Here is a 24,578-nt window from a genome sequence, read left to right as displayed (position 1 = left end):
TTCGAGCAGCACCACCATCGTAGGCCACTTGGTTACGGTATCGTAGGTTACGCGCTGGTAAGAAGTATAGTCCCAGCTCAGAGTAGCTCGATGAGGAACGGCAGCTCCTGGGCTGCGTACCAGGCGAGCTCATGATCCTCGGCGTCACCGAGTACGAACTCGGCGTCCGTATCGCCCAGATCGGCCGCGTCGACGACGCGCACCGCCTTGGCGACCGCATCCTCGGCCTCGGCCAGATCGACGTGCACCGACGCGATCTGTCGATACTCGATCGGGCCGGCGAGCCGGACCACGGCGTCATCGAGATCCGGCCGGAGCTCGGCGCCGTCGACATCGGCCGCGATCACCGCGCGCCGGAAAACCGGCGCAGGCTTCTCCCCCGAATCGTCCTCCTCCGTCGAATTGTCGGCATCCGCCTCCGCCGTCGAATTGTCGGCATCCGCCTCCGCCGTCGAATTGTCGGCATCCGCCTCCGCCGCGATCAGGCGCAGCGCGGCGCGCGCAGCCTCCGCCATCGCCACCTCGGCGAGTTCGTCGTCGTCTCCGGTGGAATACGCCTCGCGCAGGCCCGGTGTCAGCGCGAACGCGGTGCGGTTCACCGCTGCTACCGCACGATCGGCGACGAGCGTTTGCAGCATGCTTATGGTCGCCGGGACGTAGACCCTCACCAGCGACGCTCACGAGCAGACATCGAGCAGTTCCTCCATCGATTCGTACATCAGCGCGGTGACCACGTCCACGTCCGACATCGCGTCGCGGTCGGCGTTCAAACCGTAGTTCACCTTGCCGTTATACGAGGTCAAACCGATGGTCAGGGCCTGATTCTTGAGCAACGGCGACACCGGGAACATCTCCAGCAGGCGTGCCCCCGCGATGTACATCGGTGTCTGCGGCCCCGGCGCGTTGGTGATCACGAGATTGAACGTCCGCTGCGCGAAACTACTGGCCGCGCGCACGCTCATCGCGTGCAGGCTCGCGGGGGCGAACCCTTCGAGGCCGACGAGCGTCGCAGCCGTCACGCCGTGCTGCACCCGGCCCCGCGCTTCGGTGGCGTGCGCGATATGAGAGAGCCGGATCGCCGGATTCGGTTCGCCAACGGGCAGATCCACGAGAAACGAAGTGACCTCGCTGAGCGCGATGTCCTCGGTGGAATCGAGATATACCGACATGGGGACGACGGCACGCAGCGTGGCGGACTCGGTGATCGGCTCGCCCCGCGACATCAGCCAGTTGCGCAGCGCACCCGAGATCACCGCGAGAATGACGTCGTTGATCGAGCCGCCGCGACGCGATCGGATCTTGCGGTAGTCCTCGAGGTCGGTGCGGACCACTTCGAAGCGCCGGTTGCGCGAGACGGTGGCGTTGAGCGGGCTGGTCGGCGCCGTGCCGGTCGCGGTGCCGAGCACGCTCGCGAACCCGGCGAAGGTCTTGGCGACATCGCCCATCGTGACCGTGGCTTCCTCGATCGACCGGCGCAGCGCCCCGGCCGTGTCCGCCGGACGCGCGGCCATATGCACGAGCGCATCCCCGATCAGCGACAGCCCCGATGGCTCCCGCGCGGGCACCCAGATCTGCTCGGCCGGCTTGTGCGGCGCGTCGCTCGTTTCGAGAATCACGTGGCCGATCTCGAGCGCCTCGATACCGTCGGTCAGCGCGGCATGGGACTTGCAGAACAGTGCCACCCGGTCGCCGGCGAGACCCTCGACCAGATACATCTCCCAGAGCGGACGGGAGCCGTCGAGAGGACGGGACGCGAGGCGCGCGATCAGATCGTTCAGCTGGGCGTCGCTGCCCGGTTTCGGCAGCGCCGAGCGGCGGATGTGATAGGTGATGTCGAACTCGCGGTCGTCGACCCACACCGGGCGACCGAGCCCGAACGGCACCTCGCGAATCTTCTGCCGATAGCGCGGCACGGTGGGCAACCGGCGCTCGACGACGTCGAGCAGCGTGTCGTAGTCGAGCTTGCCGGTGGCGTTGTCCACGATCATCAAGGAACCGACATGAATCGGATTCTTGCCCGATTCGAGCGCATAGAACGTCGCATCCCGCGGCGTAAGCCTGGTAACCACGATTCGCGACTCCCCTCTTCGGTGTCGGCGCCCCCGACCAGCGAATGCACCCGCAGTCACCATATGGCGGATTTCGACCGGGCGGCGACTCGGCGCAATGCACATACCGCAGTTCGAGGGAAAGCGCGCAGGACGGCGCCCGTCATGCGAAGCTGTGTCGGCATCCACCCTCTCCCTGGACATCGTCAGTGCCGAGGAGGGAACTTGGACGAGCCGCGCTCGATGCTCACGCCCGCGCCTGCCAGTGAACCGGCGATCGGTCCCGGCCCCCATTCACCCGTGCTGCCATCCCGCGCCCCACGCCGGACGCCGCACGACGGACGTTCCGACAGCGGGCCGCAGCGAGCGTTCGACGAGCCCGACGGGGTTGCCGGGGCGGGCTCGCAGAATCGCGAAATACGCTATGCAGCAACAAAATTCGCTGAGACGGCACTGCGGATGACGCTCGAAGTGCTCGACCATCGTCGCCCACCCGCGCAGCTTCGCCCGGTGCTCGACGCCGCGCTCATCGACGTTGTCCGGGCATTCGCGAAGTCCTCGGCCCCGGCCCGCGGGCTCGGCGCCGCACGCCTGCAACGGATTCACGTGCGCCTCATCGACCCGCACACCGCGGAGGTGTTCGGCACCTACCAACGCGGCCCGCGCGTGCTCGCGCTCGCCGCGCAAGTGACGTTGCGGGCGCAGGGGTGGCGGGTCAGCGCGGTGCAGATCGGCTGACCGACCGGCACCGCGCCCGGTCCTAGTCGCGCTTCTTCTTGCCCGCCTTTGCCTGCTGCCGCGCGGCCTCCCGACGCTCGCGCCGAGTCCCGGTCGCGACCGCGGAGCCCTCACCATCACCGTTGCCCTCGCTGCGCCGGCTGACACCTCCGGTCGGGTCCTCGGACGGTCCGGAGTAGGTGAGCCGGCCCTCTTCCCGCTCGGCAAGGCCCTTTGCGCGCAGCGCACTCGGCGCCGGCGTCTCTTCCTGGGCCGGTGCCCCACCGGCAGGCTGCGTGCCACTGGCCGGCGCGCCCGCGCCGACCGGGGAACGCAGGCCCTGGCCGACCGAAACCCCCGCCGGCTGTACCGGCGCGGCCTCGACCTGCAGGTTGAACAGGAAGCCGACCGACTCCTCCTTCAGCCCGTCGAGCATCGCAATGAACATGTCGTAGCCCTCGCGCTGGTATTCGACGAGCGGATCGCGCTGCGCCATGGCACGCAGACCGATGCCCTCGCGCAGATAGTCCATCTCGTAAAGGTGCTCGCGCCACTTGCGGTCGAGCACCTGCATGAGCACCTGGCGCTCGAGATTGCGCATCGCACCCTCGCCGCCGATCGCGTCGATCTCCGCCTCGCGACGACTGTATGCCTCGTGCGCGTCCTGCAGGACCGCCTCGCGCAGCTCGTCCCGGGTCAGGTCGCCCGCCTCACCGACCTCGGTCTGACCGGTGAGTTCGTGGTAATCGAGCCCTATCGGGTAGAGCGTCTTGAGCGCGGTCCACAGCTGCTCGAAATCCCAGTCCTCGACGTAGCCCTCGGCCGTGGCACCGTCGACGTAAGCGGTGACCACATCAGTGATCATCTGCTCGACCTGGCCCTCCATGTCCTCGCCCTCGAGGATGCGGCGGCGCTCGTCGTAGATCACCAGACGCTGCTGGTTCATCACGTCGTCGTACTTGAGGACGTTCTTGCGGACCTCGAAGTTCTGCTGCTCCACCTGGGTCTGCGCGCTCTTGATCGCCTTCGAGACCATCTTGGCCTCGATCGGCACGTCGTCGGGCAGGTTCATCCGGGTCATGATCGACTCGAGTGCCGCGCCATTGAATCGGCGCATGAGCTCATCACCGAGGGAGAGGTAGAACCTCGACTCGCCGGGGTCGCCCTGGCGACCGGAGCGGCCGCGCAGCTGGTTGTCGATCCGGCGCGAGTCGTGACGCTCCGTGCCGAGCACGTAGAGCCCGCCCGCGTCCTTGACCTTCTCGGCGTCCTCCGCGGTCTCCGCCTTGAACTTCTCCAACTCGGGTTCCCAGGCGGTCTCGTACTCCTCGGGCGTCGCGATCGGGTCGAGGCCACGCTTGCGCAGCGCGATGTCCGCGAGAATGTCGGGGTTGCCGCCGAGCACGACGTCGGTGCCACGGCCGGCCATGTTAGTCGCGACGGTGACCGCACCGGAGCGGCCCGCCTCGGCGATGATCTGGGCTTCCTGCTCGTGGAACTTCGCGTTCAGCACGCTGTGCGGGACGCCGCGCTTGGTGAGTTGCTTGGACAGGTACTCCGAGCGTTCGACGCTGGTCGTACCGATCAGGACCGGCTGGCCCTTCTCGTGGCGCTCGACGATGTCGTCGGTCACCGCGGAGAACTTCGCCTCTTCGGTCTTGTAGATCAGGTCGGATTGGTCCGCGCGAACCATCGGCTTGTTGGTGGGGATCGGCACCACGCCGAGGCCGTAGATCTGATGCAGCTCGGCCGCCTCGGTCTCGGCGGTGCCGGTCATGCCGGAGAGCTTGTCGTAGAGGCGGAAGTAGTTCTGCAGCGTAATCGTGGCCAGCGTCTGGTTCTCGGCCTTGATCTCGACTTTTTCCTTGGCCTCGATGGCCTGGTGCATACCCTCGTTGTAGCGGCGTCCGACCAGGATGCGACCGGTGAACTCGTCGACGATGATCACCTCGCCGTCGCGGACGATGTAGTCCTTGTCCCGGTGGTAGAGCTCCTTGGCCTTGACGGCATTGTTGAGGTAGCTGACCAGCGGCGAGTTCGCCGCCTCGTAAAGATTGTCGATGCCGAGCTGGTCCTCGACGAATTCGACACCTGCCTCGTGCACGCCGATGGTGCGCTTCTTGATGTCGACCTCGTAGTGCAGGTCCTCTTTCAGCAGCGGTGCGATGCGCGCGAACTCGGCGTACCACTTGCTCGACGCATCGGCGGGCCCGGAGATGATCAGCGGCGTCCTGGCCTCGTCGATGAGGATCGAGTCAACCTCGTCGACGACGGCGAAGTTGTGCCCGCGCTGCACCAGATCCGCGAGCGAGTGCGTCATGTTGTCGCGCAGATAGTCGAAGCCGAACTCGTTGTTCGTGCCGTAGGTGATATCGGCGGCGTATGCCTTGTGCCGTTCGGCGGGGGTCAGGCCGGACAGGATCACGCCGACCTCGAGGCCGAGGAAGCGGTGCACACGGCCCATCCACTCGGAGTCGCGCTTGGCGAGGTAGTCGTTGACCGTGACGACGTGCACACCGTCACCCGAGATCGCGTTGAGATACGCGGGGAGCACGCAGGTGAGCGTTTTGCCCTCACCGGTCTTCATCTCGGCGATATTGCCGATGTGCAACGCGGCACCGCCCATCACCTGGACGCGGAAGTGTCGCTGCGACAGCACCCGCCATGATGCCTCGCGGGCAACCGCGAACGCTTCCAGAAGCAACTCGTCGAGCGTCTCGCCATTGGCGTAGCGCTCCTTGAACTCCGCGGTCTTGCCACGGAGTTCGTCGTCGGTGAGGTTCTCGTACTCCGGAGCGAGGCTGTCGACCTCCGCGGCGAGGCGATCGAGTCGCTTGATGGTGCGACCCTCACCAATCCGGAGCAGTTTCGCGAAAGACAGCGTCGGCACGGTTTCGTACGTCCTCAATCGTCGGCAACATGTGGCGGCCCGAGGGCATGGCGCTTGGCCCGAGTCCCCGGCACCGTCCATGGTATGCGCTGGTCTTTGCGAGGTTCCGCGGCGTTACCCCGAACGGTCGCCACGAACGGGCGAATCCGGCGGACGGCACAAGCGAACGCCGCGGCCGGCGACGGCCGCGACGTTCGTTCGCGTGGCTCGGGCGAGCCCGATCACACCGCTCAGGCGAGCCTGATCAGGCCATAGTCGAACGCGTGCCTGCGGTACACCACCGATGGACGATCCGTGGCCGAGTCGTGGAACAGGAAGAAGTCGTGACCCACCAGTTCCATCTCGTACAGCGCGTCATCCACCTTCATCGGCTTCGCCGAGTGCACCTTGGTTCGGACGATCTGGCCGGGGCCGTCGTCATAGGTCTCGGTGAGTTCCGCGCGGCGCTCCTCGGCCGCGCGCTCTGCGGCCTTGACCGCGGCCAGCGCCGCCGTCGCCTCGGCGACCGACACCGGACGCTTCTCGCCGTAGTGGACCTTCTTGCGGTCCTTGGTCCGGCGCATCCGATTTTCCAGCTTGGCGGTCGCGGACTCGAGCGCGGCATAGAAACTGTCCGCGGATGCCTCGGCCCGTACGACCGGGCCCTTACCTCGAGCGGTGATCTCGACCTTCTGGCAATTCTTACGCTGCCGGCGGTTGCGTTCGTGGAATAGCTCTACATCGAACAAGTACCGGGATGGATCGAAGCGCTCGATTCGTGCGAGCTTCTCCGAAACGTATATGCGGAAGTGGTTGGGTACTTCGACGTTTCGCCCTTTGACTACAACGTCGGCTCTTGTGGGGGTGGTTTCTGGATCGATCTTGTCGTCGTATGCCGAAGACTGTTCAGCAGTCGTCACGCCTACCTCCCGATTCATCCGCGCCTCGCAGCGCGCCATGTTGTGGCTCAGTGCCGAGGGGGTTCCGCCCGGCACCAGGTTTCCGAGGCATCACCTCCGCTGGTCATCGGGGTTCGGGACGTGGTTCGAAACTAGTCCGTCGATGCGCCGTGTGCCACTGTTCACCAGAATTTCGCCTCATCCCGCAGCTGCAACGACGATTGCTCCGCTCACTCGCACTCCTGCCCGGCAAAGTGTTCGAACGGACTCGGCTGCGGTGGCTCCGGTGGTGAGTACGTCGTCGACGATCACGACGTTCGCACCCGCGTCGACATCGGTGCTCGACACGGCCGACGCTACGCGCCCGAAGACATTTGCGCGCCGCGCGGCGGGCGAAAGACCGACCGAATCACGGGCACCCGCAGCCAGCCGCAACCCACGCAGGACCCGGCAACCGGGCAGCCCGCGGGCGGCTGCGCGGGCCATCGCCGTCACCGGATCGCCGCCGCGGCGCCGGGCTGCACGTGCCCGGGTAGGCGCGGGAATCAGCACCAACTCGGCGAGCGGCGCGGGGTCGAGTTCACCGTCCTCGCGCAACCGGGCGAGTGCGCCCGCCAGCGCCGCGCCGAGCGGCTCGGCCAGGTCACGCCGGCCACGTTCCTTGGCCGCAACGATCGCGGTGCGGCGCGGGCCGGTGTAAGCCCCGAGCGCCCAGCACGGCACCCCTGGGTCCACCCGTGGACGCAGCGCGACCGGGTCGGCATCCAGTTCGTCGGCACACGCGGCGCACCACCCGGCGTCGGGCAGCCCACAGCCACCGCACTCCAAAGGCAGGATCAGATCGAGTAGCGCCCGCACGCACCGAGTCTTGCCGGTGCTACCGACAACCTCAGCCGGGCAGGACCGGCACCGCGCGCCGACCGGACAGGCCCGGCACCTCACGCCAGTACCGATCGGTCTCAGGGTCGTTGTTGTTGAGCTGGAAGACCGCTCGCGCGTCCGCGACGTACTCGATCATCGCGGAGGCATCCACGCTGGACACCGGGGCGGTGAGGTTGCGACCGGGCAGGGTGTCGAACCGGGACCCGTCGACCGCCACCATCGCCACCGGCGTGTCGGGTGTCGCGCGGGCAACCACGAGCATCTCGCTGGTGCTCCAGTCCAGCGACAACGCGGGACTGCCGAGCCCGACGGCGATCAATTGCGGGCTGCGCAGCGCAGGCGCGCCGTTCGGCTGCGGCACCACCACGGCCACGTACACCTTGCCGTCGACGATCATCGCGGCGCGCACGCCATCACGGGAAAGCCGCAACTCGCTGATCGGGCCGAGTCCGTTGACCGCACTCGCGTCGACATCGTTGAGCGACACCTGTCCCGTGTCGCGGTCGCGCACCGCCCGCACCACGCGGGTGCCGTCGAGCACTGCCCACGCGGATCCGTCGTCGGCCGCCCAGCTCGGCCGGGTGATCGTGCCGCCCTCGGCCACCGGGAACGCGCCGCCACCGTAGGAACCGACCATCAGCGCGCTCGCCGGTGCGGGACGGCCGGAATCGACCACCGCCGCGACGTAGTTGCCGTCGCGGGAGAGCGCCGCAGTGCGCATGTTGTTCACCGTGCCGAAGTACCCGGGAGCAGGCACGACACCGGTGTCGTTGACGTCGACGAGCACGCCGTCACTCACCGCGTGCAGGCCGGAGTCGGTGCTGTCACCCGCGACCGGATTCAGCGCAGCGACATCGGCCGTCGTCCAGCCGTCTGCGTAGCGACCGTCGAGGGGGTTGCCGTCGGCGAGCAGCACGTAGGGCCCGGAGATCTCGGCGTTCGCCAGCGTCCACACCACCTGCGCGGCGAGCAGTTCGCGAGCCTGCCGATCCAGCCGATCGACGCCGGCGAAATCGACACGGATACCGCCGAGCCCGACGCCGACCGAACTGGTGCGACCGTCGGCCTTGGTGATCGGGCCTCGGATCGAGACCTTCTCCAGCTCGTTGCGCACCGCCGGCGCGAGTGCGGGCGCGGCGCCCTGAATCAGCAGTCCGATCAGCTCGGTCGCGTGCTGCTCGCGACCGGACGAAATCCAGCGCGGGTCGGGCACGGTCGAGGTCCCGGTGGGATCGACGAAGTACAGGGACTTGCGCTGATAGGCGTTGAGGAACTGCGAACGGTCCATGATGACGCCCGCGGGCAGGTTGTCGATCCGCCAGTCCCCGTCGTTGCGTGCCAGCGAGACCTTGGTCTCGAAGGTGCCATCCTCGGCCTGGTAGGCGCCGCCGGGCTGCAGCTGCCCGGTCCGGTTGGCGCGGATGAGGTAGGTCGCGCGATCCGCGGTCCGCGATTCGGGCAGCACGTCGACCTTGTCGACGATGGTGGCGCTGGCCGCGTCGTCCCACTGCTGCGACGCCGACGCGGTGAGGAATTGTCTGGCGGCGCGGTGCCGCTCGGCGGGGGCGGTGCTGGCCTTGAAGAAGTCGCGGATCAGCAGATCCGGTTCGCGGCCGGGCGACGGTTCGGGCTGGCTCTGGCTGGCCGGCACGCGGTCGATGGTGCCGATCGCCTCCGGCGTCGAGGTGTCGGGCAGGCTCGCACACGCCGACACCACCGTCGCGCCGACCACGAGACAGACCGCGAACCGAAGCATGCGGATCACACCGGCGCTCATTCGGCGCCCCGATCGGCGCGCGAGACGTCGACGGTGCGGTGCGATTCGTCGAACACGTTGCTGCTCGCGCTGTACGGCTCCGGTACCGCGATCGGCGCGGCCGGTGCAGGATCGCTGCGGCGCACGTCGGCCTCGGCGAATTCGACACCCTCGCCTTCGGGTGGCTTGCCCTGCACGTGCCTGCGGCTCGACGGCTTGAGCGGCAATGGGCTACCGGAGATCTTGCGGCCACGCACCAGCGGCAGGGTCAGCCGGAAGCACGACCCCACCCCGGGCTCGCCCCACGCCTCGAGCCGGCCGTGGTGCAGGTGCGCGTCCTCGACGCTGATGGACAGGCCGAGCCCGGTGCCGCCGGACCGACGCACGCGCGAAGGATCCGAGCGCCAGAACCGGTTGAACACGAGCTTCTCCTCACCCGGCCGCAACCCGATGCCTTGATCGCGCACGACGACCGCCACCGCGTCCTCGTTGGCGCGCATCCGGATCAGCACGGGTTTGCCTTCGCCGTGATCGATCGCGTTGGCGAGCAGGTTGCGCAGGATCCGCTCGACTCGGCGTGGGTCGACCTCGGCGGTGACCGGCTCTTCGGGCACGTCGACGATCAGCTCGGTGGCCGAGGCACGGGCGAGGTGGCGAACGGTCGAGACCGCCGCCCGTGCGCACATCCGCAGATCCAGCTTCTCCACCGCTAGCTCGGCGACGCCCGCGTCGTGGCGGCTGATCTCGAGTAGGTCGTTGAGCAGCGACTCGAACCGGTCGAGCTCGTTCACCATCAGTTCCGAGGACCGACGCAGTGCGGGGTCGAGGTCCTCGCTCGAGTCGTGGATGAGGTCGGCGGCCATCCGGACGGTGGTCAGCGGTGTACGCAGCTCGTGGCTGACGTCGGAGGTGAACCGGCGTTGCAGGTTGCCGAATTCCTCGAGCTGCGTGATCTGCTTGGACAGGCTCTCGGCCATCTCGTTGAACGACATCGCCAGCCGGGCCATGTCGTCCTCGCCGCGAACGGGCATGCGCTCCTTGAGCCGGCCGTCGGCGAATCGCACGGCAATCCGCGAGGCCGACCGGATCGGCAGCACGACCTGCCGGGCGACGAGCATGGACACCGCGGCGAGCAGCACGAGCAGCACGGCGCCGCCGATCAGCATCGTGCTGCGCATCAGCGACAGGCTGCGTTCCTCGCTGGCGAGCGGGAAGATGAGGTACATCTCCAGGGTGGAGATGTCGGAGGTGGTCGGGCTGCCGACGATCAGCGCGGGTCCGCTGTAGCCGTCCGGGTCCGACACGGTCGCGAACTGGTAGCTGACCTGCCCCTGCTGGACGAACCTGCGCAACGAATCGGGCACCTGGTCGGCAGGCCCGCTCACGGTGGGCGGCAACGGGCCGTCACCGGGCACGATGAGCACGGAGTCGAAAGTGCCTGCGGCGCCTGCGCTCTGCGTGTTGTCGCGCTCCTGATTGGATGGTGCGGAGCGGGCGCCGTCGAGCCGGCTACTCAGCGTGTTGCCGTCGTCGGCACCCGCGAGCTGCCCCTGCACGGTGGCGCGGGCGCGATCCATCTCCTCGGTGGCGGCGCTGATCTTCGCCTCGAGCATCCGGTCGGTGATCTGGCTGGTCAGCACGACACCGAGGATGGTGATCACGATCAGGGACAGGGTGAGCGTCGACACGACCACACGCAGCTGCAGGGATCTGCGCCACGTATGGCCGAGGGAGTTGCTGATCGTGCGGAACCAGCGCAACAACGCGGCGGTGTACCTTTCCAGTCGCCGCCGCGGACGAGAACTAAGGATCACGGCGGTCCGGCTTTGTAGCCGACCCCCCTCACCGTAAGTACCACGTCGGGATTCTCCGGATCCTTCTCGACCTTCGCGCGCAGCCGCTGCACGTGCACGTTCACCAGGCGGGTGTCCGCGGCATGACGATAGCCCCAGACCTGCTCGAGGAGAACCTCTCGGGTGAACACCTGACGCGGCTTACGCGCCAGAGCGACCAGCAGATCGAACTCCAGCGGCGTCAGCGAGATCAGTTCCTCGCCGCGGCTGACCTTGTGCGCGGGCACGTCGATGACGATGTCACCGATGGACAGCAACTCGGCCGGCTCCTCCTCGGTCCGGCGCAGCCGGGCGCGGACCCGCGCGACGAGTTCCTTGGGCTTGAAGGGTTTGACGATGTAGTCGTCGGCACCGGATTCCAGTCCGAGCACCACGTCGACCGTGTCGGTCTTCGCGGTCAACATCACGATCGGCACGCCGGAGTCTGCGCGCAGCACCCGGCATACGTCGATGCCGTTCATCCCGGGCAGCATCAGATCGAGCAGCACGAGGTCCGGGCGGGTTTCGCGCACTGCGGACAGTGCCTGGGTCCCGTCACCAACCACGTACGGCTCGAATCCTTCGCCGCGCAACACGATGGTCAGCATCTCCGCGAGAGCCGTATCGTCGTCGACTACCAGAATCCTTGGTTTCATGTCTCTATCGTGTCACCTTCGAGCGCCGTAGCAGGTCGGCACGCCGGAGGATGTGCCTGCATCGGTCGAGTCGCACGGCACGACCACGTCAGCCGTTCGACTCCAGCAACGATGCCATCCGAGCGGCGAGCGCGGCCGGATCGTCGTCCCGGCCCACAACCCACCAGGTGCCACGCCAGCCGATCTCGGCAAGCTCCCGGTACACCTCGGCTGTGCGCTTCTGTAGCCCGGCGTCCCGTTCGTAGGCATCGAGCGCCCGGGCGCGATCCTGCTGTTCGCGATACCGGGCGCGTTCGGCTGCCAGGTCCACCGGAACGTCGAGCAACAGCACAACGTCCGGGGTAGGCAATCCGAACCGGTCGTATTCCACCTTACCGACCCAATCGGAAAAGTCACCCGAGGCACCCTCGTGCAGGCGCGCGGCACCATAGGCGGCATTGGAGGCGACGTAGCGATCGAGGATGACCAGATCGTGTGTCGCGATGAGTTCGCGCAGGTCATCGGCGGCGCCGGCACGGTCGAGGGCAAACAACAATGCCATCGCGTTGGCCGAGCCGGCCAGGTCGCCATGCTCGCCCTGCAGCGCTTCGGCGGCCAGGTCGGCGGGCACGGAATCGCCGTAGCGGGGAAACGCCAGGGTCGCGACGCGCGCGCCGCGACCCTGGAGTTCGGTGACGAGTACGTCGACCAGCGTCCGCTTGCCCGCGCCGTCGAGACCTTCGATGGTGACGAGGATGCCCACGTCGGAAGGCTAGCGCGGTGGGTGCTCAGTACCGGTAGTGGTCCGGCTTGTACGGGCCCTCGACGTCGACGCCGATGTACTCGGCCTGATCCTTGGAGAGCTTGGTCAGCTCACCGCCGAGCGCCTCGACGTGCACCCGCGCGACCTTCTCGTCGAGGTGCTTGGGCAGCCGGTACACCTCGTTGTCGTACTCGTCGGGCTTGGTCCACAGCTCGATCTGTGCGATGACCTGGTTCGAGAAGCTGTTGCTCATCACGAACGACGGGTGGCCGGTCGCGTTGCCCAGGTTGAGCAGTCGGCCCTCGGACAGCAGGATGATCGACTTGCCCGTGTCGAAGGTCCACTCGTCGACCTGCGGCTTGATGTTGATCCGCGTGGCGCCCGAGCGCTCCAGGCCGGCCATGTCGATCTCGTTGTCGAAGTGGCCGATGTTGCCCAGGATGGCCTGGTTCTTCATCGCCTTCATGTGCTCGAGCAGGATGATGTCCTTGTTGCCCGTCGAGGTGATGACGATGTCGGCAGCGCCGATCGCCTGCTCCACGGTGACCACGTCGAAGCCGTCCATCAGCGCCTGCAGCGCATTGATCGGGTCGATCTCGGTGACCTGCACGCGCGCGCCCTGGCCGGCCAGCGACTCCGCACAGCCCTTGCCCACGTCGCCGTAGCCGCAGATCAGCACCTTCTTGCCGCCGATCAGCACGTCGGTGCCGCGGTTGATGCCGTCGATCAGCGAGTGCCGGGTGCCGTACTTGTTGTCGAACTTGCTCTTGGTGACCGAGTCGTTGACGTTGATCGCCGGGAACGTCAGCTCACCGGCCGCGGCGAACTGATAGAGCCGCAGCACACCGGTGGTGGTCTCCTCGGTGACGCCCTGCACCGACTCGGCGATGGCGCTCCACTTGCCCTTGTCCGTCTCGAACCGCTCGCGCAGCAGGTTCAGGAACACCGTGTACTCGGCCGAGTGGTCGTCCTCGTCCGGCGGAATCACCCCGGCCTTCTCGAACTGCGCACCGCGCAGCACCAGCATGGTGGCGTCGCCACCGTCATCGAGAATCATGTTGGCCGGCTTGTCGGCGTCCGGCCAGGTCAGCATCTGCTCGGCGGCCCACCAGTACTCCTCGAGTGTCTCGCCTTTCCAGGCGAACACCGGTGTGCCCTGCGGCTGCTCGGGGGTGCCGTGCGGGCCGACGACGATGGCCGCGGCCGCGTGGTCCTGGGTGGAGAAGATATTGCAGGAGGCCCAACGGACCTCGGCGCCGAGTGCGGTCAGCGTTTCGATCAGCACCGCGGTCTGCACGGTCATGTGCAGCGAGCCGGAGACGCGAGCGCCCTTGAGCGGCGCGACCTCGGCGTACTCGCGGCGAAGCGAAATCAGACCCGGCATCTCGTGTTCGGCGAGGCGGATCTCCTTGCGGCCGAATTCGGCGAGCGACAGATCGGCAACTTTGAAATCGATGCCGTTGCGGTGGTCGGCTTGGAGCTGGCTATCGGAAGCGACGGAAGTCATCTACCTCTCCTGATCGGGGGCTACTCGGCAAGGCTAGCCGGTCTGCGTGCCACCGTGGTCGCCGCCCGTGGCGGCGTCGCGGCGCGCGAGCACCACGGCGACGTAGGGCGCGAGCAGCATCGCCAACTCGGCCGGCACATCGTGTTCGGGCTCGGGCGGGACGGACACGTAGCTCATCGCCAGCCGCACCACGGCGCGGGCGAGGATCGCGGATTCCGCGGCGGGGGCGGCCACCCAGCTGTTCCGGAAGACGTCGGTGAGCCGGGTCGTCGCCCAATCGAGAACCGGCGCGCTGTCGAGCGTGATGAGGCGCAGCAGGTCGAGTTTGGCTTCCCCGGTGAGCAGCGACCGGATCAGCGGATCGGCCGCGGAGTCGACGAAGAACGCACCGAATGCATCGCGCAGACCGGCGTCGACATCGCCGACATTCGCCTCGATCGCGCCGTCCACATGGTCGACCAGCCGGTCGACCAACCGGATCGCGTAACCCTGGGCGAGCCCGGCACGCGACCCGAACTCGTTGTAGAGAGTCTGCCTGCTGACCCCAGCGTGCTTCGCGACATCGGTGAGGCTGATCCGCGACCAATCCCGCTCGGTGAGCAGTTCGCGCACGGCGTCGAGAACGGAGTCACGCAGCAGCACCCGGGTCGCCTCTTGATATACGCCACGTGCCGGGCTCACCGGAGCACTCATGCCGGCACCGCACTCATGTCAGGACCGTTCGATCTCGACCATGAAGAAGTCCGCCTTCGCAGCACCGCAGTCCGGGCACGTCCAGTCGTCGGGAATGTCGTCCCACCGGGTGCCCGGCTCGATGCCGTCGTCCGGCCAGCCGAGGGCCTCGTCGTATTCGAATCCGCATTGCACACATTGAAACAGCTTGTACTCGGTCATTGCACATTCTCCCGTACCTGTTCGAAATCGACCTTCTCCCGTACACCGCAGTCCGGGCAGCACCAGTCGTCGGGAACCCGATCCCAGCCAGTTCCGGGCGGAAATCCTTCGTGTGGTTCACCTTTCGCCTCGGTGTAGGTGTATTCGCACACCGGGCAGCGGTACGCGCTCACGACTGGGGCACCGGGTAACGGGCCAGCACGCGATCGCGCTTGGCGGGATGGATCGACGCCCTGGTGATGTCACCGCCGTAGTGCGCGAGGACCCGCTTGTCCATCACCCGGCGCCACAGCGGCGGGAAGTAGGCGAGCAGGATCATGCTGGCGTAGCCGGCGGGCAGGTTCGGCGCACCCTCCCAGCTGCGCAGCGTCTGATACCGCCGGGTCGGGTACGCGTGGTGATCGCTGTGCCGCTGCAGGTGGTAGAGGAAGATGTTGGTGACGATGTGGTCGCTGTTCCAGCTGTGCATCGGGGCGGGCCGTTCGTAGCGTCCGCTCGCGGTCTTCTCCCGCCGCAGCCCGTAGTGCTCAAGGTAGTTCACCGCCTCCAGCAGGCTGAACCCCACGACCGCCTGCAACACCAGGTAGGGCGCCAGCCCGATGCCGAAGACGGCGAGCAGTGCCGCGTACAGCACGACGGTCATCAACCAGGCCGAAAGCACCTCGTTGCGCAGCGTCCATGGCCCACTGCCGAGCCGTTCCAGACGCTGGCGCTCCAGCCGCCACGACGACCGCAGCCCGCCCCACACCGTGCGCGGCCAGAAGGCCCAGAACGATTCGCCCACACGGGAACTCGCGGGATCCTCCGGAGTGGCGACGCGCACATGATGACCACGGTTGTGCTCGATATAGAAATGGCCGTACGCGGTCTGCGCCAACGTGATCCGAGACAGCCAGCGCTCCAGATCGACCTTCTTGTGCCCGAGCTCGTGCGCGGTGTTGATCCCGATGCCGCCGATGCAACCGATGCTGATCGCCAAACCGATCTTGTCGACCGTGCCGAGACCGCCGTCGATCCCGAGCCAACTCAGGTCCGACGCGGTGATCAGGTAGCAGCCGATGACCAGGGACAGGAACTGCAGCGGCACGAACGCGTAGGTCAGGTAGCGGTAGTACTTGTCGTTCTCCAGGTACTCCATGACCTCGTCGGGCGGGTTGTTGCCGTCCGGTCCGAAGAACACGTCCGCGATCGGGATGAGCACGTAGATAAGGATCGGCCCGACCCACCAGAGAGCATGGGTGAGCGCGTCGAGCCCGACTGCGTTGAGCGCCCACACCAGCGGTAGCGCGATGAACAGCGCGGTGGGCGCGAACAGCCCCCATAGCCACATATACCGCTTCGGGTCGCGCCAGTTCGGCGCGATGGTTCCCGGCTGGTCCGCGTCGGTGCGCGTGGACATGTTGCCCTCCCATCGAACGGCCGGCTGCATGTGAGCCGGAACACTTTCGACGTGGACAATACTTCCTAATTTGTCGATCGTCTAGACAACGACCGCTATTTTGTAAATCCGGCCTCGCGCCTGCCGAGAATCGAATGGGACCGGCTGTAGGCGAAGTAGAAGATCAGCCCGATCGCCATCCACAGCACGAAGCGACCCCAGGTCAGGATCGACAGGTTGATCATCAGCCAGAAGCAGGCGAGTACCGAAAGAATCGGGACCAATGGCACCGCGGGAACCCGGAAGCCGCGCTCGAGATCGGGCCGGTTGCGGCGCAGCAAGATGACGCCGATCGAGACCAGCACGAACGCGAACAGGGTGCCGATATTGACCATTTCCTCGAGCTCGCCGATCGGCACCAGCGCGGCGAGCACCGCGCAGACCACGCCGACCAGCAGCGTGATCCGCACCGGCGTGCCGTGCTTGCCGGTGTGTGACAGCCCGTGCGGCATCAACCCGTCGCGCGACATCGCGAACAGCACCCGGGTTTGGCCGAGCAGCAACACCATCACCACCGTGGTAAGCCCGGCCAGCGCTCCGATCGAGATGATGTTCTTCGCCCAATCGACGCCGTTCAGCGCGAACGCCGTCGCCAGCGTCGCATCCTCGCCGGCGAGGTCGGTATAGGGCACCATGCCCGTGAGCACCAACGTCACGGCCACGTAGAGCACGGTGACGATGGCGAGCGAGGCGAAGATCCCGCGCGGCACTGCCTTCTGCGGATTCTTGGTCTCCTCCGCAGCGGTGGCCACGATGTCGAAACCGATGAACGCGAAGAAGACCAGGCTCGCTGCGGCGAGCAGGCCGTACCAGCCGAACGAACTGTTGCCGCCGCCGGTGAGCCAGGAGAACACCGTCTCGTCGAAGCCTTGCTTGCCTTCGCTGGGCTCCGATGCCGGAATGAACGGGCTGTAGTTCGCGGTGTCGATGTAGCGGATCCCGACCACGATGACGAGCAGCACGACCGAAATCTTGATGGCGGTGATCACTGCCGATACCCGAGACGAGAGTTTGGTGCCGGTGGCGAGCAGGGTGACGAGCACCGCGATGATCAATGCCGCGCCCCAGTCGACGTCGGCCCCGCCGATCTCGACGGTGCCGGAGATGCCGCTGAACACCTCGCCAAGGTAGAGCGACCAGCCCTTCGCGACGACCGATGCGGCGAGCGCGAACTCGAGGATCAGATCCCAGCCGATGATCCAGGCGACGAACTCACCGAAGGTCGCGTACGAATACGTGTAGGCACTGCCCGCGACCGGCACCGTCGAGGCGAATTCCGCGTAGCACAGCGCCGCCAATCCGCATGCGATTGCGGCGAGCACGAACGAGACGGACACCGCGGGGCCGGCCACGTTGCCGGCCGTCCGTGCGGTGAGGGTGAAGATGCCCGCGCCGATCACCACGGCAACACCGAAAACGGTGAGGTCCCAGGCGGTCAGGTCCCTGCGCAGCTTCGAGTCCGGTTCATCGGTGTCGGCGATCGACTGTTCGACCGACTTGCGGCGGAACAGCGAGTTTCGCGACCTGCTTACCTCGGATCCCTCGATTGTCACGGCGGCAGCCTCCTCGCGTCGGGGCGTCTACTCGTCTCGAGCGGTCACCACGCTCGGGTCGAGCCTGCTCAGCACTGTGACGAGCGTATGCGCCTGAGACGCACGATGAGCGTGGTATCGCTACTCATGCCCAATCGGCGTGCGCGGTAATCCCGCACCGAGCGTTCGGTCAGTTCGGCGCCTGCTGGGGCTGCGCCCGGTACAGGTCGGGCTCGATGTAGATGACTCGACAGGCCGGCAGGACCGTCCGCACGCGAGCCTCGGCGGCATCGATGGCCGCGGCGACCGCGGCGATATCCAAGCCGGGGGCGATCGCGACCTTTGCGGCAACGAGGATTTCCTCCGGGCCGAGGTACTGCGTCTTGAGGTGGATGACCTGCTCGATCTCCGTGCCGTCGGTCAGACCCGCACGGATCCTCTGCTCGTCGTCGGCGGTGACACCCTCGCCGATCAGCAGGCTCTGCATCTCGACGATGAGCACGATGGCGATCAGCCCGAGCAGAATGCCGATCCCCAAGGTGCCGATGCCGTCCCAGATCGGGTCGTCGGTGACCACCGTGAGGCCGACACCGCCGAGCGCGAGCACAAGCCCGATCAGCGCGCCGGAGTCCTCGAGCAGCACCACCGGAAGTTCCGGGCTGCGCGAGTTGCGGATGAACTGCCACCACGACGCGGAACCCTTGAGCGGGCGGGACTCTCGCACCGCGGTGAACCAGCTGTAGGTTTCCAGTCCGACGGCGACGAGCAGGATGACCACGGCGACCATCGGCGAGGTCAGTTCCTCGGGGTGCTGAATTTTGTGGATGCCCTCGTAGATCGCGAACAGCGAACCGAGCGAGAACAACACCAGCGCGACGACGAACGAATAGAAGTATCTGCTGCGGCCGTACCCGAATTGGTGCAGTGGGGTGGCGTCCCGGGCGGCCCGGTTCTGCCCGAACAGCAGCAACCCCTGATTCGAGGTGTCGGCGACCGAGTGCACCGACTCGGCAAGCATCGAGGACGATCCCGTCACCAAGAAGCCGACGAACTTCGCCACCGCGATCCCCGCGTTTGCCGCCAACGCCGCAAGAATGGCCTTCTTGCTCCCTTCCGCCGACATGGTCCCCTCCGTGGTTGTCGAAAGTCATTCTCGAAACGAATGCGCGTGAAACGCGATGAGACTAGCCAACTCCGGCCGGTGCCGGGCGGTTCGGTGCGCTAGCCGACTGTCACGTGAAAGATCTGCGCCGGTGCGACCTGCGCAGTCACCACGATGTCCGGGTCGGACGCGGAGATCCACGCCGCCGAACCCCGGTCGAGGCATACCGCTCCGGCACCGGCCCGGCCCGGGTCGGTCGGCGCATCGGCCGCCCAGGCGAGTTCGACCGCCCCTGAGGTGCAGACCATGATGGCGGGCAGGCCGTCGGCGGGGATCCGAACCGGCTGCGCATCGTCCAATTCGAGGCAGGTCAGCGCGAATTCGTCGACGTCGGCCAGGTAGCGACCGCCGCACCCCTGCGCGGCGGGGACGCTGCGGCACGCCGTCATCGGCGTCGGCTCGAAGTCGAGCACGCGCAGCAACTCCGGGACGTCCACGTGCTTGGGCGTCAGACCGCCGCGCAATACGTTGTCCGAGTTCGCCATCACCTCGACGGCGACCCCGTGCAGGTAGGCATGCAGGTTTCCGGCTGCGAGATGGATCGACTCACCCGGCCGCAAGTGGACCCGGTTGAGGAGCAGCGATGCGAGCACGCCCGCATCGTTCGGGTACGCGGCGGCGAGTTCGAGTGCAGTCTGCACTTCCGCCGTGAATCGCGAATCGCCACCGGAGAGATACCGCACGCAGCCGTCGAGCACATCGTCGAGCAGCGACGCGAGTGCCGGCGGCGGAAGCGTGATCCAGGTGGTGAACAGCGCGCGCAAACCGGACGCGTCCGGCTGTCCGTCGAGCAGCGCGACGTAGGTGTCGAGTGCGCGCACGTCGAGCCCACGCAGCAGCGCGACCGTCGTGTGCGGGTCGCGGAACCCGGCGAGCGCGTCGAATGGCTCCAGCGCGACCACTACCTCGGGCTTGGCACTCTCGTCCTTGTAATTGCGCACCGGCGCGTCCATCGGGACGCGGGCACGATTCTCCCGCTCGAACCCCTCGCGGGCCTGCGCCGCACTCGGATGGGCCTGCAACGACAACGGTTCCTCGGCGGCGAGCAGCTTGATCAGAAACGGCAGCCGCTTCCCGAACCGCGGAACCACGCTCGGACCGAGTTGGCCCTCGGGGTCGTCGGCGATCAGGTCGAGCAACGAGGTCCTGCGTTCGCCGCAGGAGACCCAGGCCGGGTCCGCCGGGTGCGCACCGAACCACAACTCGGCTTCGGGATGCGCCGACGGCGACGGACGACCACACAGCTCGGCGAGCGCCGTCCGCGAGCCCCACGCGTAGGAGCGCAGCGCACCATCGAGTAGGCGCACTAGACGGACTCCTCCTCGTTCTCCGCTCCCGGCACGATAGACCATTCGCCGGCTCCGGAAATCAATCTCAGATACGCGGCGGCCATCTCCAATCGGACCGCCAATACAGCCAATTGCTCGATCACTCTGCCAGGTCCCGGTCCGGCGCCGCCGGGCGCGTCCCCCGCCGCCTCCGGTGCCTCTTCCGGTTCCGCGGTCACGAGTTCGGCGTCGCTCAGCGCGGCGAATCGTAGCTCGACCGCCCGCCGATTCGCTTCCGTGCTCAACACGAAAACCCGCAGCGGAGACTGCAGGGCGGGCCCGTCGATCTGCTCGTCGTGGAAGAACGGGTCGTACCCGGGACCGGCGTGCGACTTGGCATGGCCGAATTCCGCGGTCGCGACAGCGTCGGGCAGATTCGCGGCACTCGCCGCGGTTCCGGCTTCGCGCAGGAGCACTTCCGCACCGTGCCGAGCGACCTCACTGCTGGCGGGGCCGTCGCCGGCGAGCACCACGCGACGGTTCTGCATCCGCGCGGCCAGCGACTTGGCCGGATTGTGGAACACCTCGTTCGTCGGGTGGTCCCGTATTGCTTCGGCATCGAGCAGATCGGCGAGCCGGTCGAGATCGGGGACCGCCCGGCCGCTCGCGGTCCGGTCGACTGCGGCCAGGACGGCGATGCACACCGCGAGATAGCGCAGCATCGCGTGATGGTCGAGCACCTGCATCCGCGGTGGCAAGACGATGGCGCGGCCGGCTCCCGCAGCCCGCAATGGACCCTCGTCCGGGGCGGCAACGACCACCTCGGCACCGCGGCGCAGCGCCTGGGCGACGGAGTCGACGAGCCGCGGATCGCCGGCGTCGTCGCCGGCGACCACCACAACATCGAGCGGTCCGACCCAGCGCGGTGTGGCAGCGACCTGCACGATCGGCAGCCCCGCGCCATCGCCGAGTGCGGCGATCACGAGTGCGGCCGCTCGCGTCGCACGACCGGGCGCGGTGACGAACAGCAGCGTGCGCGGCTGCAGGCCGGCGAGCCGGGCGAGCGCGTCCTCCCGCACGGCGGCGGCAACCGAACGTACCTGCGCGCCGCCGAGTGCCGCGGCGCGCAGCCGGCCGTCCGTGTCGGCGGCTTGCAGCGATGCCGCGTCATCGAGGTCGAGCACGGAGAATGCGGTCATCGGGACCGTCCTTCCTTCGACTCGGTACTGACGCGACTTCCACCGGATCGGCGGGCTGGATTTTCTCGGGGACGGAGGACTCCTCCACTATCCCAGCTATCCGCGGACGATGGTCAAAATCTCCGCGACCAGGGCGTCCACCTGCTCGGTGGTTCGCGCCTCGACGTTGAGCCGCAGCAGCGGCTCGGTGTTGGAGGCGCGCAGGTTGAACCACGCGTCCTGGCCGAGGTCGACCGTCACCCCGTCGAGCCGGTCGATCGCGACCGTGCGGTCACGAAAGGCCTCCAGCACGGCACGTGTGCGCGCGCGGGCGTCGGACACCGTCGAGTTGATCTCACCGGAGGCGGCGAAGCGTTCGAAGGACGCAGTCAGCTGCGACAGCGGCCGGTCCGTTGCGGACAGCGCGGCGAGCACGTGCAACGCGGCGAGCATGCCGGAGTCGGCACCCCAGAAATCCCTGAAGTAATAGTGCGCAGAGTGCTCGCCGCCGAAAATGGCGCCCGTCTCGGCCATCTGTTGCTTGATGAACGAGTGGCCGACGCGGGTACGTAGCGGCGTCCCGCCGAGTTCGGTCACCAACTGCGGCACCGCGCGTGAGGTGATCAGGTTGTGGATGATCGTGGCGCCGGTCTCGCGCGCGAGTTCGCGCTCGGCGACCAAAGCCGCGATTGCCGACGGTGACACGGGCTCACCGCGCTCGTCCACAACGAAACATCGGTCGGCATCGCCGTCGAAGGCGAGCCCGATGTCGGCGCCGGTATCGCGGACGAACTTCTGCAAATCCACGAGGTTCTTCGGATCGAGCGGGTTGGCCTCGTGATTGGGAAACGTGCCGTCGAGTTCGAAATAGAGCGGCTCGACAGTGACCGGGAGCGGGCCGAACACAGCGGGCGCGGTGTGTCCCCCCATGCCGTTGCCCGCGTCGACAGCGATTCGCAGCGGACGCATGCCGCTGGTATCGACGAGACTGCGCAGATAGGTGGCGTAGTCGTCGAGCACATCGAGCTGGGTGATCTGCCCGGCCGGGCCGTCGAAGGGGGGTACCCCGTCGGTGACTTCCCGGGCGATCGTGGCCAGCCCGGTTTCCTGCCCGACGGGCTTCGCGCCCGCCCGGCACAGCTTGATTCCGTTGTAGCGGGCCGGATTGTGGCTCGCAGTGAACATCGCGCCGGGGCAGTCGAGGAAGCCCGCCGCGAAGTAGAGCTGGTCGGTGGAGGCCAGGCCGATGTCGACGACGTCGAGTCCCTGCGCGGTGACTCCTTCGGCGAACGCGTGCGACAGTGCCGGCGAAGAATCGCGCATGTCCCGGCCGACGGCGATTCGCTTTGCAGGCGCGAAGCCTGCGGAGCGCCCATCGGAGCCAGGCGCGAAGCCTGCGGAGCCGTCGCGCACCAGGCGCGCGAACGATGCGCCGACGTCACGCACGAATTCCGTATCGAGTTGATCCCCCACCACACCGCGCACGTCGTATGCCTTGATCACTGCGGCCACGAGTTCGGCGGAACGAGCCCCTGTCATGAAAGACACCCTAATGCCCCGGTTGCACCGGTCCGACACCATGCCGACATGGGTTCGGGCACGAGCATGGCCGGCGCCGAACGGTCAGTCCGGCGGGTCCGGCAGCACCCGCAGATGCCCGCGTCGACCCGTGCGCGGCGCGGGTTGTGCGGGCGTGGCGGGCGGCAGACCGTAGTCGGAGTAGCCGCGCGGCGCGGGGTCACCGCGATCCGGCCGGCCGGCTTCGCGCACCGCCTCGGCAAGTGCGGTCAGGTCGTCCTCGTCGGGTGAGCGGGACGCGAAAGCGCCCTCGTGCCGAACCATCTCCCAGCCCTTGGGCGCGGTGATGCGCGAACCGTGCAATTCACACAGATCCCACGAATGCGGCTCATCGACGGTGGCGAGCGGTCCGACCACCGCGGTCGAGTCCGAATAGACGTAGGTCAGCGTGGCAACGGCGGGGTTCTTGCACCCTGGTCTGCAGCAGCGACGCGACGCTCTCACGGAGTGGAGCGTAGCCCGACGAGTACCCCGGACCTATTCGGACACACCGGAGTCGAGCCACGATCCGGTCTCGAAATCCGCCGCTGCGGGCATGGACCCGGCGGCCACCTCGAATCGATCCAAAGGGCGTGAGGTTCTACGCTGCTGAACATGGCACGCGCGCGCAACCGTCGCCCCGTCACGGCCCGTTCGGCGACCCGGCGCGGGCGGGGCCTGCGTGGCCCGGTGCTGCCGCGTTCGGTACCGGCGTGGCGGACCCGCGGCGAGAAGTTCGATCTGCTGGTGCTCGAGGCATTCGCCCCGGTGGATGCGGACTGGCACGAACGGCTGACGAAGCTCGATATCGCGGTCGACGAGGTGCCCAAGATCCGCCCGCTCGATCCGGAGTCGGTCACCTGGCCGGACGAGGTGGTCGCGGACGGGCCGGTGCCGCTGTCTCGGCTCATTCCGGCCGGCGTTGACCGGCGTGGGGAGGCGACGCGCGCTCGCGTCGTACTGTTCCGCCGACCGATCGAGATGCGCGCCAAGGATCCCGACGATCTCGTCGACTTGTTGCACGAAGTACTCGTGCAACAAGTCGCGACATACCTTGGTGTCGACCCGGACGTCATCGACCCGGAGCCACCCGAGGATCCGGCCTGAACGCACGGCCGAGGATCCGGCCCGATCGCACGGCCTACTGGCTGCGCTACCGGATCCCGGTGCGGCTCAGATGATGCCGCGCTTGAGGCGACGCCGCTCCCGCTCGGACAACCCGCCCCAGATGCCGAATCGCTCGTCGTGCGCGAGCGCGTAATCCAGGCACTCGTCCTTGACTTCGCAGCCCAGGCAGATGCGCTTGGCCTCGCGGGTGGAGCCGCCCTTTTCGGGAAAGAACGCCTCGGGATCGGTCTGCGCGCACAGGGCGCGCTCTTGCCATTGCTCTTCGACCGAATCGAACATTTCTTCGAAACCGTTGACCACCAGGCTGAGTCGGGGACGATCCCCGGCTGCCTCGTCGTCACAGACGCCATACGCTGCGCCCGCTACGGAATCGGTGTGCGGTTCGTCGGACACGCGCTCGAGAGTTTCGTACTCGTCGTGCAAGCCGGCCATGCTCCGCCTCCTCAACTTCGATAGCGCAGAAGTGCTTGGTCCACCGCGCCGAATTGGCGCGTACGAGGATTGCTGTCTGTT

The 24,578-nt window shown here is 67.3% G+C and carries 23 protein-coding genes; 2 read left to right on the top strand and 21 right to left on the bottom strand.

The features are described from left to right. Nucleotides 1-77 precede the first annotated feature (77 nt). A complete protein-coding gene (locus tag OG921_RS15390) occupies nt 78-671 on the bottom strand; it encodes a hypothetical protein (protein ID WP_266113603.1) in 594 nt (197 codons plus the stop codon). A 6-nt stretch (nt 672-677) separates the two neighbouring features. Then, the gene (locus OG921_RS15385) at nt 678-2,069 is read right to left on the bottom strand and encodes a wax ester/triacylglycerol synthase family O-acyltransferase (RefSeq protein WP_266113346.1); all 1,392 of its coding nucleotides are present in this window, start codon (nt 2,067-2,069) and stop codon (nt 678-680) included. Between the two features lie 396 nt (nt 2,070-2,465). Between OG921_RS15385 and OG921_RS26625 the strand changes: the two genes are divergently transcribed. Further along, nucleotides 2,466-2,786, top strand: coding sequence for an Rv3235 family protein (locus OG921_RS26625; RefSeq protein ID WP_323182805.1), 321 nt, complete (start codon nt 2,466-2,468; stop codon nt 2,784-2,786). Nucleotides 2,787-2,808: 22 nt separating this feature from the next. Here the strand turns inward: OG921_RS26625 and secA are convergent, their stop codons facing one another. From secA to OG921_RS15290, 18 genes are all read right to left on the bottom strand, one after another. Then, complete coding sequence (gene secA, locus OG921_RS15375; protein WP_266113345.1) at nt 2,809-5,655, bottom strand: preprotein translocase subunit SecA; 2,847 nt, start codon at nt 5,653-5,655, stop codon at nt 2,809-2,811. A 230-nt stretch (nt 5,656-5,885) separates the two neighbouring features. Further along, nucleotides 5,886-6,554 carry a ribosome-associated translation inhibitor RaiA gene (gene raiA / locus OG921_RS15370; RefSeq protein ID WP_266113344.1) on the bottom strand — a complete coding sequence of 223 codons (669 nt, stop codon included), beginning with the start codon at nt 6,552-6,554 and terminating at the stop codon, nt 5,886-5,888. Between the two features lie 177 nt (nt 6,555-6,731). Beyond that, complete coding sequence (locus OG921_RS15365; protein ID WP_266113343.1) at nt 6,732-7,391, bottom strand: ComF family protein; 660 nt, start codon at nt 7,389-7,391, stop codon at nt 6,732-6,734. Between the two features lie 31 nt (nt 7,392-7,422). Beyond that, a complete protein-coding gene (gene lpqB, locus OG921_RS15360) occupies nt 7,423-9,192 on the bottom strand; it encodes an MtrAB system accessory lipoprotein LpqB (protein ID WP_266113342.1) in 1,770 nt (589 codons plus the stop codon). Further along, on the bottom strand, nt 9,189-10,985 hold the full coding sequence (gene mtrB, locus OG921_RS15355; RefSeq protein WP_323182794.1) for an MtrAB system histidine kinase MtrB: 1,797 nt from the start codon (nt 10,983-10,985) through the stop codon (nt 9,189-9,191). The genes lpqB and mtrB overlap by 4 nt, the downstream gene beginning before the upstream one ends. Continuing rightward, nucleotides 10,982-11,659 (bottom strand): MtrAB system response regulator MtrA, encoded by a 678-nt coding sequence (gene mtrA / locus OG921_RS15350; protein ID WP_068270432.1) that lies wholly within the window; start codon nt 11,657-11,659, stop codon nt 10,982-10,984. The genes mtrB and mtrA overlap by 4 nt, the downstream gene beginning before the upstream one ends. Before the next feature lie 88 nt (nt 11,660-11,747). Next, a complete protein-coding gene (locus OG921_RS15345; RefSeq protein ID WP_266113341.1) occupies nt 11,748-12,401 on the bottom strand; it encodes a dTMP kinase in 654 nt (217 codons plus the stop codon). A 25-nt stretch (nt 12,402-12,426) separates the two neighbouring features. Continuing rightward, nucleotides 12,427-13,908 carry an adenosylhomocysteinase gene (gene ahcY / locus OG921_RS15340; RefSeq protein ID WP_266113340.1) on the bottom strand — a complete coding sequence of 494 codons (1,482 nt, stop codon included), beginning with the start codon at nt 13,906-13,908 and terminating at the stop codon, nt 12,427-12,429. A 33-nt stretch (nt 13,909-13,941) separates the two neighbouring features. Continuing rightward, nucleotides 13,942-14,601: a TetR/AcrR family transcriptional regulator gene (locus tag OG921_RS15335; RefSeq protein WP_266113339.1), complete on the bottom strand. Its 660-nt coding sequence runs from the start codon at nt 14,599-14,601 to the stop codon at nt 13,942-13,944. Nucleotides 14,602-14,619: 18 nt separating this feature from the next. Next, nucleotides 14,620-14,802, bottom strand: coding sequence for a rubredoxin (locus OG921_RS15330; RefSeq protein ID WP_266113338.1), 183 nt, complete (start codon nt 14,800-14,802; stop codon nt 14,620-14,622). After that, the gene (locus OG921_RS15325; protein ID WP_266113337.1) at nt 14,799-14,975 is read right to left on the bottom strand and encodes a rubredoxin; all 177 of its coding nucleotides are present in this window, start codon (nt 14,973-14,975) and stop codon (nt 14,799-14,801) included. Before OG921_RS15325 ends, OG921_RS15330 begins: the two co-directional genes overlap by 4 nt. Next, nucleotides 14,972-16,201 (bottom strand): alkane 1-monooxygenase, encoded by a 1,230-nt coding sequence (locus OG921_RS15320; protein ID WP_266113336.1) that lies wholly within the window; start codon nt 16,199-16,201, stop codon nt 14,972-14,974. Before OG921_RS15320 ends, OG921_RS15325 begins: the two co-directional genes overlap by 4 nt. A 95-nt stretch (nt 16,202-16,296) precedes the next feature. Beyond that, entirely contained in the window at nt 16,297-17,793 is a 1,497-nt protein-coding gene (locus tag OG921_RS15315) for an amino acid permease (RefSeq protein ID WP_266113335.1), read from the bottom strand. A 169-nt stretch (nt 17,794-17,962) separates the two neighbouring features. Continuing rightward, nucleotides 17,963-18,895 carry a cation diffusion facilitator family transporter gene (locus tag OG921_RS15310; protein WP_266113334.1) on the bottom strand — a complete coding sequence of 311 codons (933 nt, stop codon included), beginning with the start codon at nt 18,893-18,895 and terminating at the stop codon, nt 17,963-17,965. Between the two features lie 98 nt (nt 18,896-18,993). Beyond that, entirely contained in the window at nt 18,994-20,241 is a 1,248-nt protein-coding gene (gene manA, locus OG921_RS15305) for a mannose-6-phosphate isomerase, class I (RefSeq protein ID WP_266113333.1), read from the bottom strand. Next, complete coding sequence (locus OG921_RS15300) at nt 20,241-21,401, bottom strand: tobH protein (protein WP_266113332.1); 1,161 nt, start codon at nt 21,399-21,401, stop codon at nt 20,241-20,243. Before OG921_RS15300 ends, manA begins: the two co-directional genes overlap by 1 nt. Nucleotides 21,402-21,497: 96 nt before the next feature. Further along, the gene (locus OG921_RS15295) at nt 21,498-22,919 is read right to left on the bottom strand and encodes a phosphomannomutase/phosphoglucomutase (protein WP_266113331.1); all 1,422 of its coding nucleotides are present in this window, start codon (nt 22,917-22,919) and stop codon (nt 21,498-21,500) included. Between the two features lie 84 nt (nt 22,920-23,003). Next, on the bottom strand, nt 23,004-23,402 hold the full coding sequence (locus OG921_RS15290; RefSeq protein WP_266113330.1) for a DUF3499 domain-containing protein: 399 nt from the start codon (nt 23,400-23,402) through the stop codon (nt 23,004-23,006). Nucleotides 23,403-23,552: 150 nt separating this feature from the next. Between OG921_RS15290 and OG921_RS15285 the strand changes: the two genes are divergently transcribed. Then, a complete protein-coding gene (locus OG921_RS15285; protein WP_266113329.1) occupies nt 23,553-24,044 on the top strand; it encodes a metallopeptidase family protein in 492 nt (163 codons plus the stop codon). 66 nt (nt 24,045-24,110) lie between these two features. On the opposite strand, the gene OG921_RS15280 is transcribed toward OG921_RS15285, so the two are convergent. Beyond that, nucleotides 24,111-24,344: a WhiB family transcriptional regulator gene (locus OG921_RS15280; RefSeq protein WP_266113600.1), complete on the bottom strand. Its 234-nt coding sequence runs from the start codon at nt 24,342-24,344 to the stop codon at nt 24,111-24,113. Nucleotides 24,345-24,578: the final 234 nt, after the last annotated feature.

Origin of the sequence: Aldersonia sp. NBC_00410 (assembly GCF_026342035.1) — a bacterium.
GTDB lineage: Bacteria > Actinomycetota > Actinomycetes > Mycobacteriales > Mycobacteriaceae > Aldersonia.
Note: the sequence above shows the minus strand (reverse complement) of the source record. Positions and strands in the feature narration are given on the sequence as shown.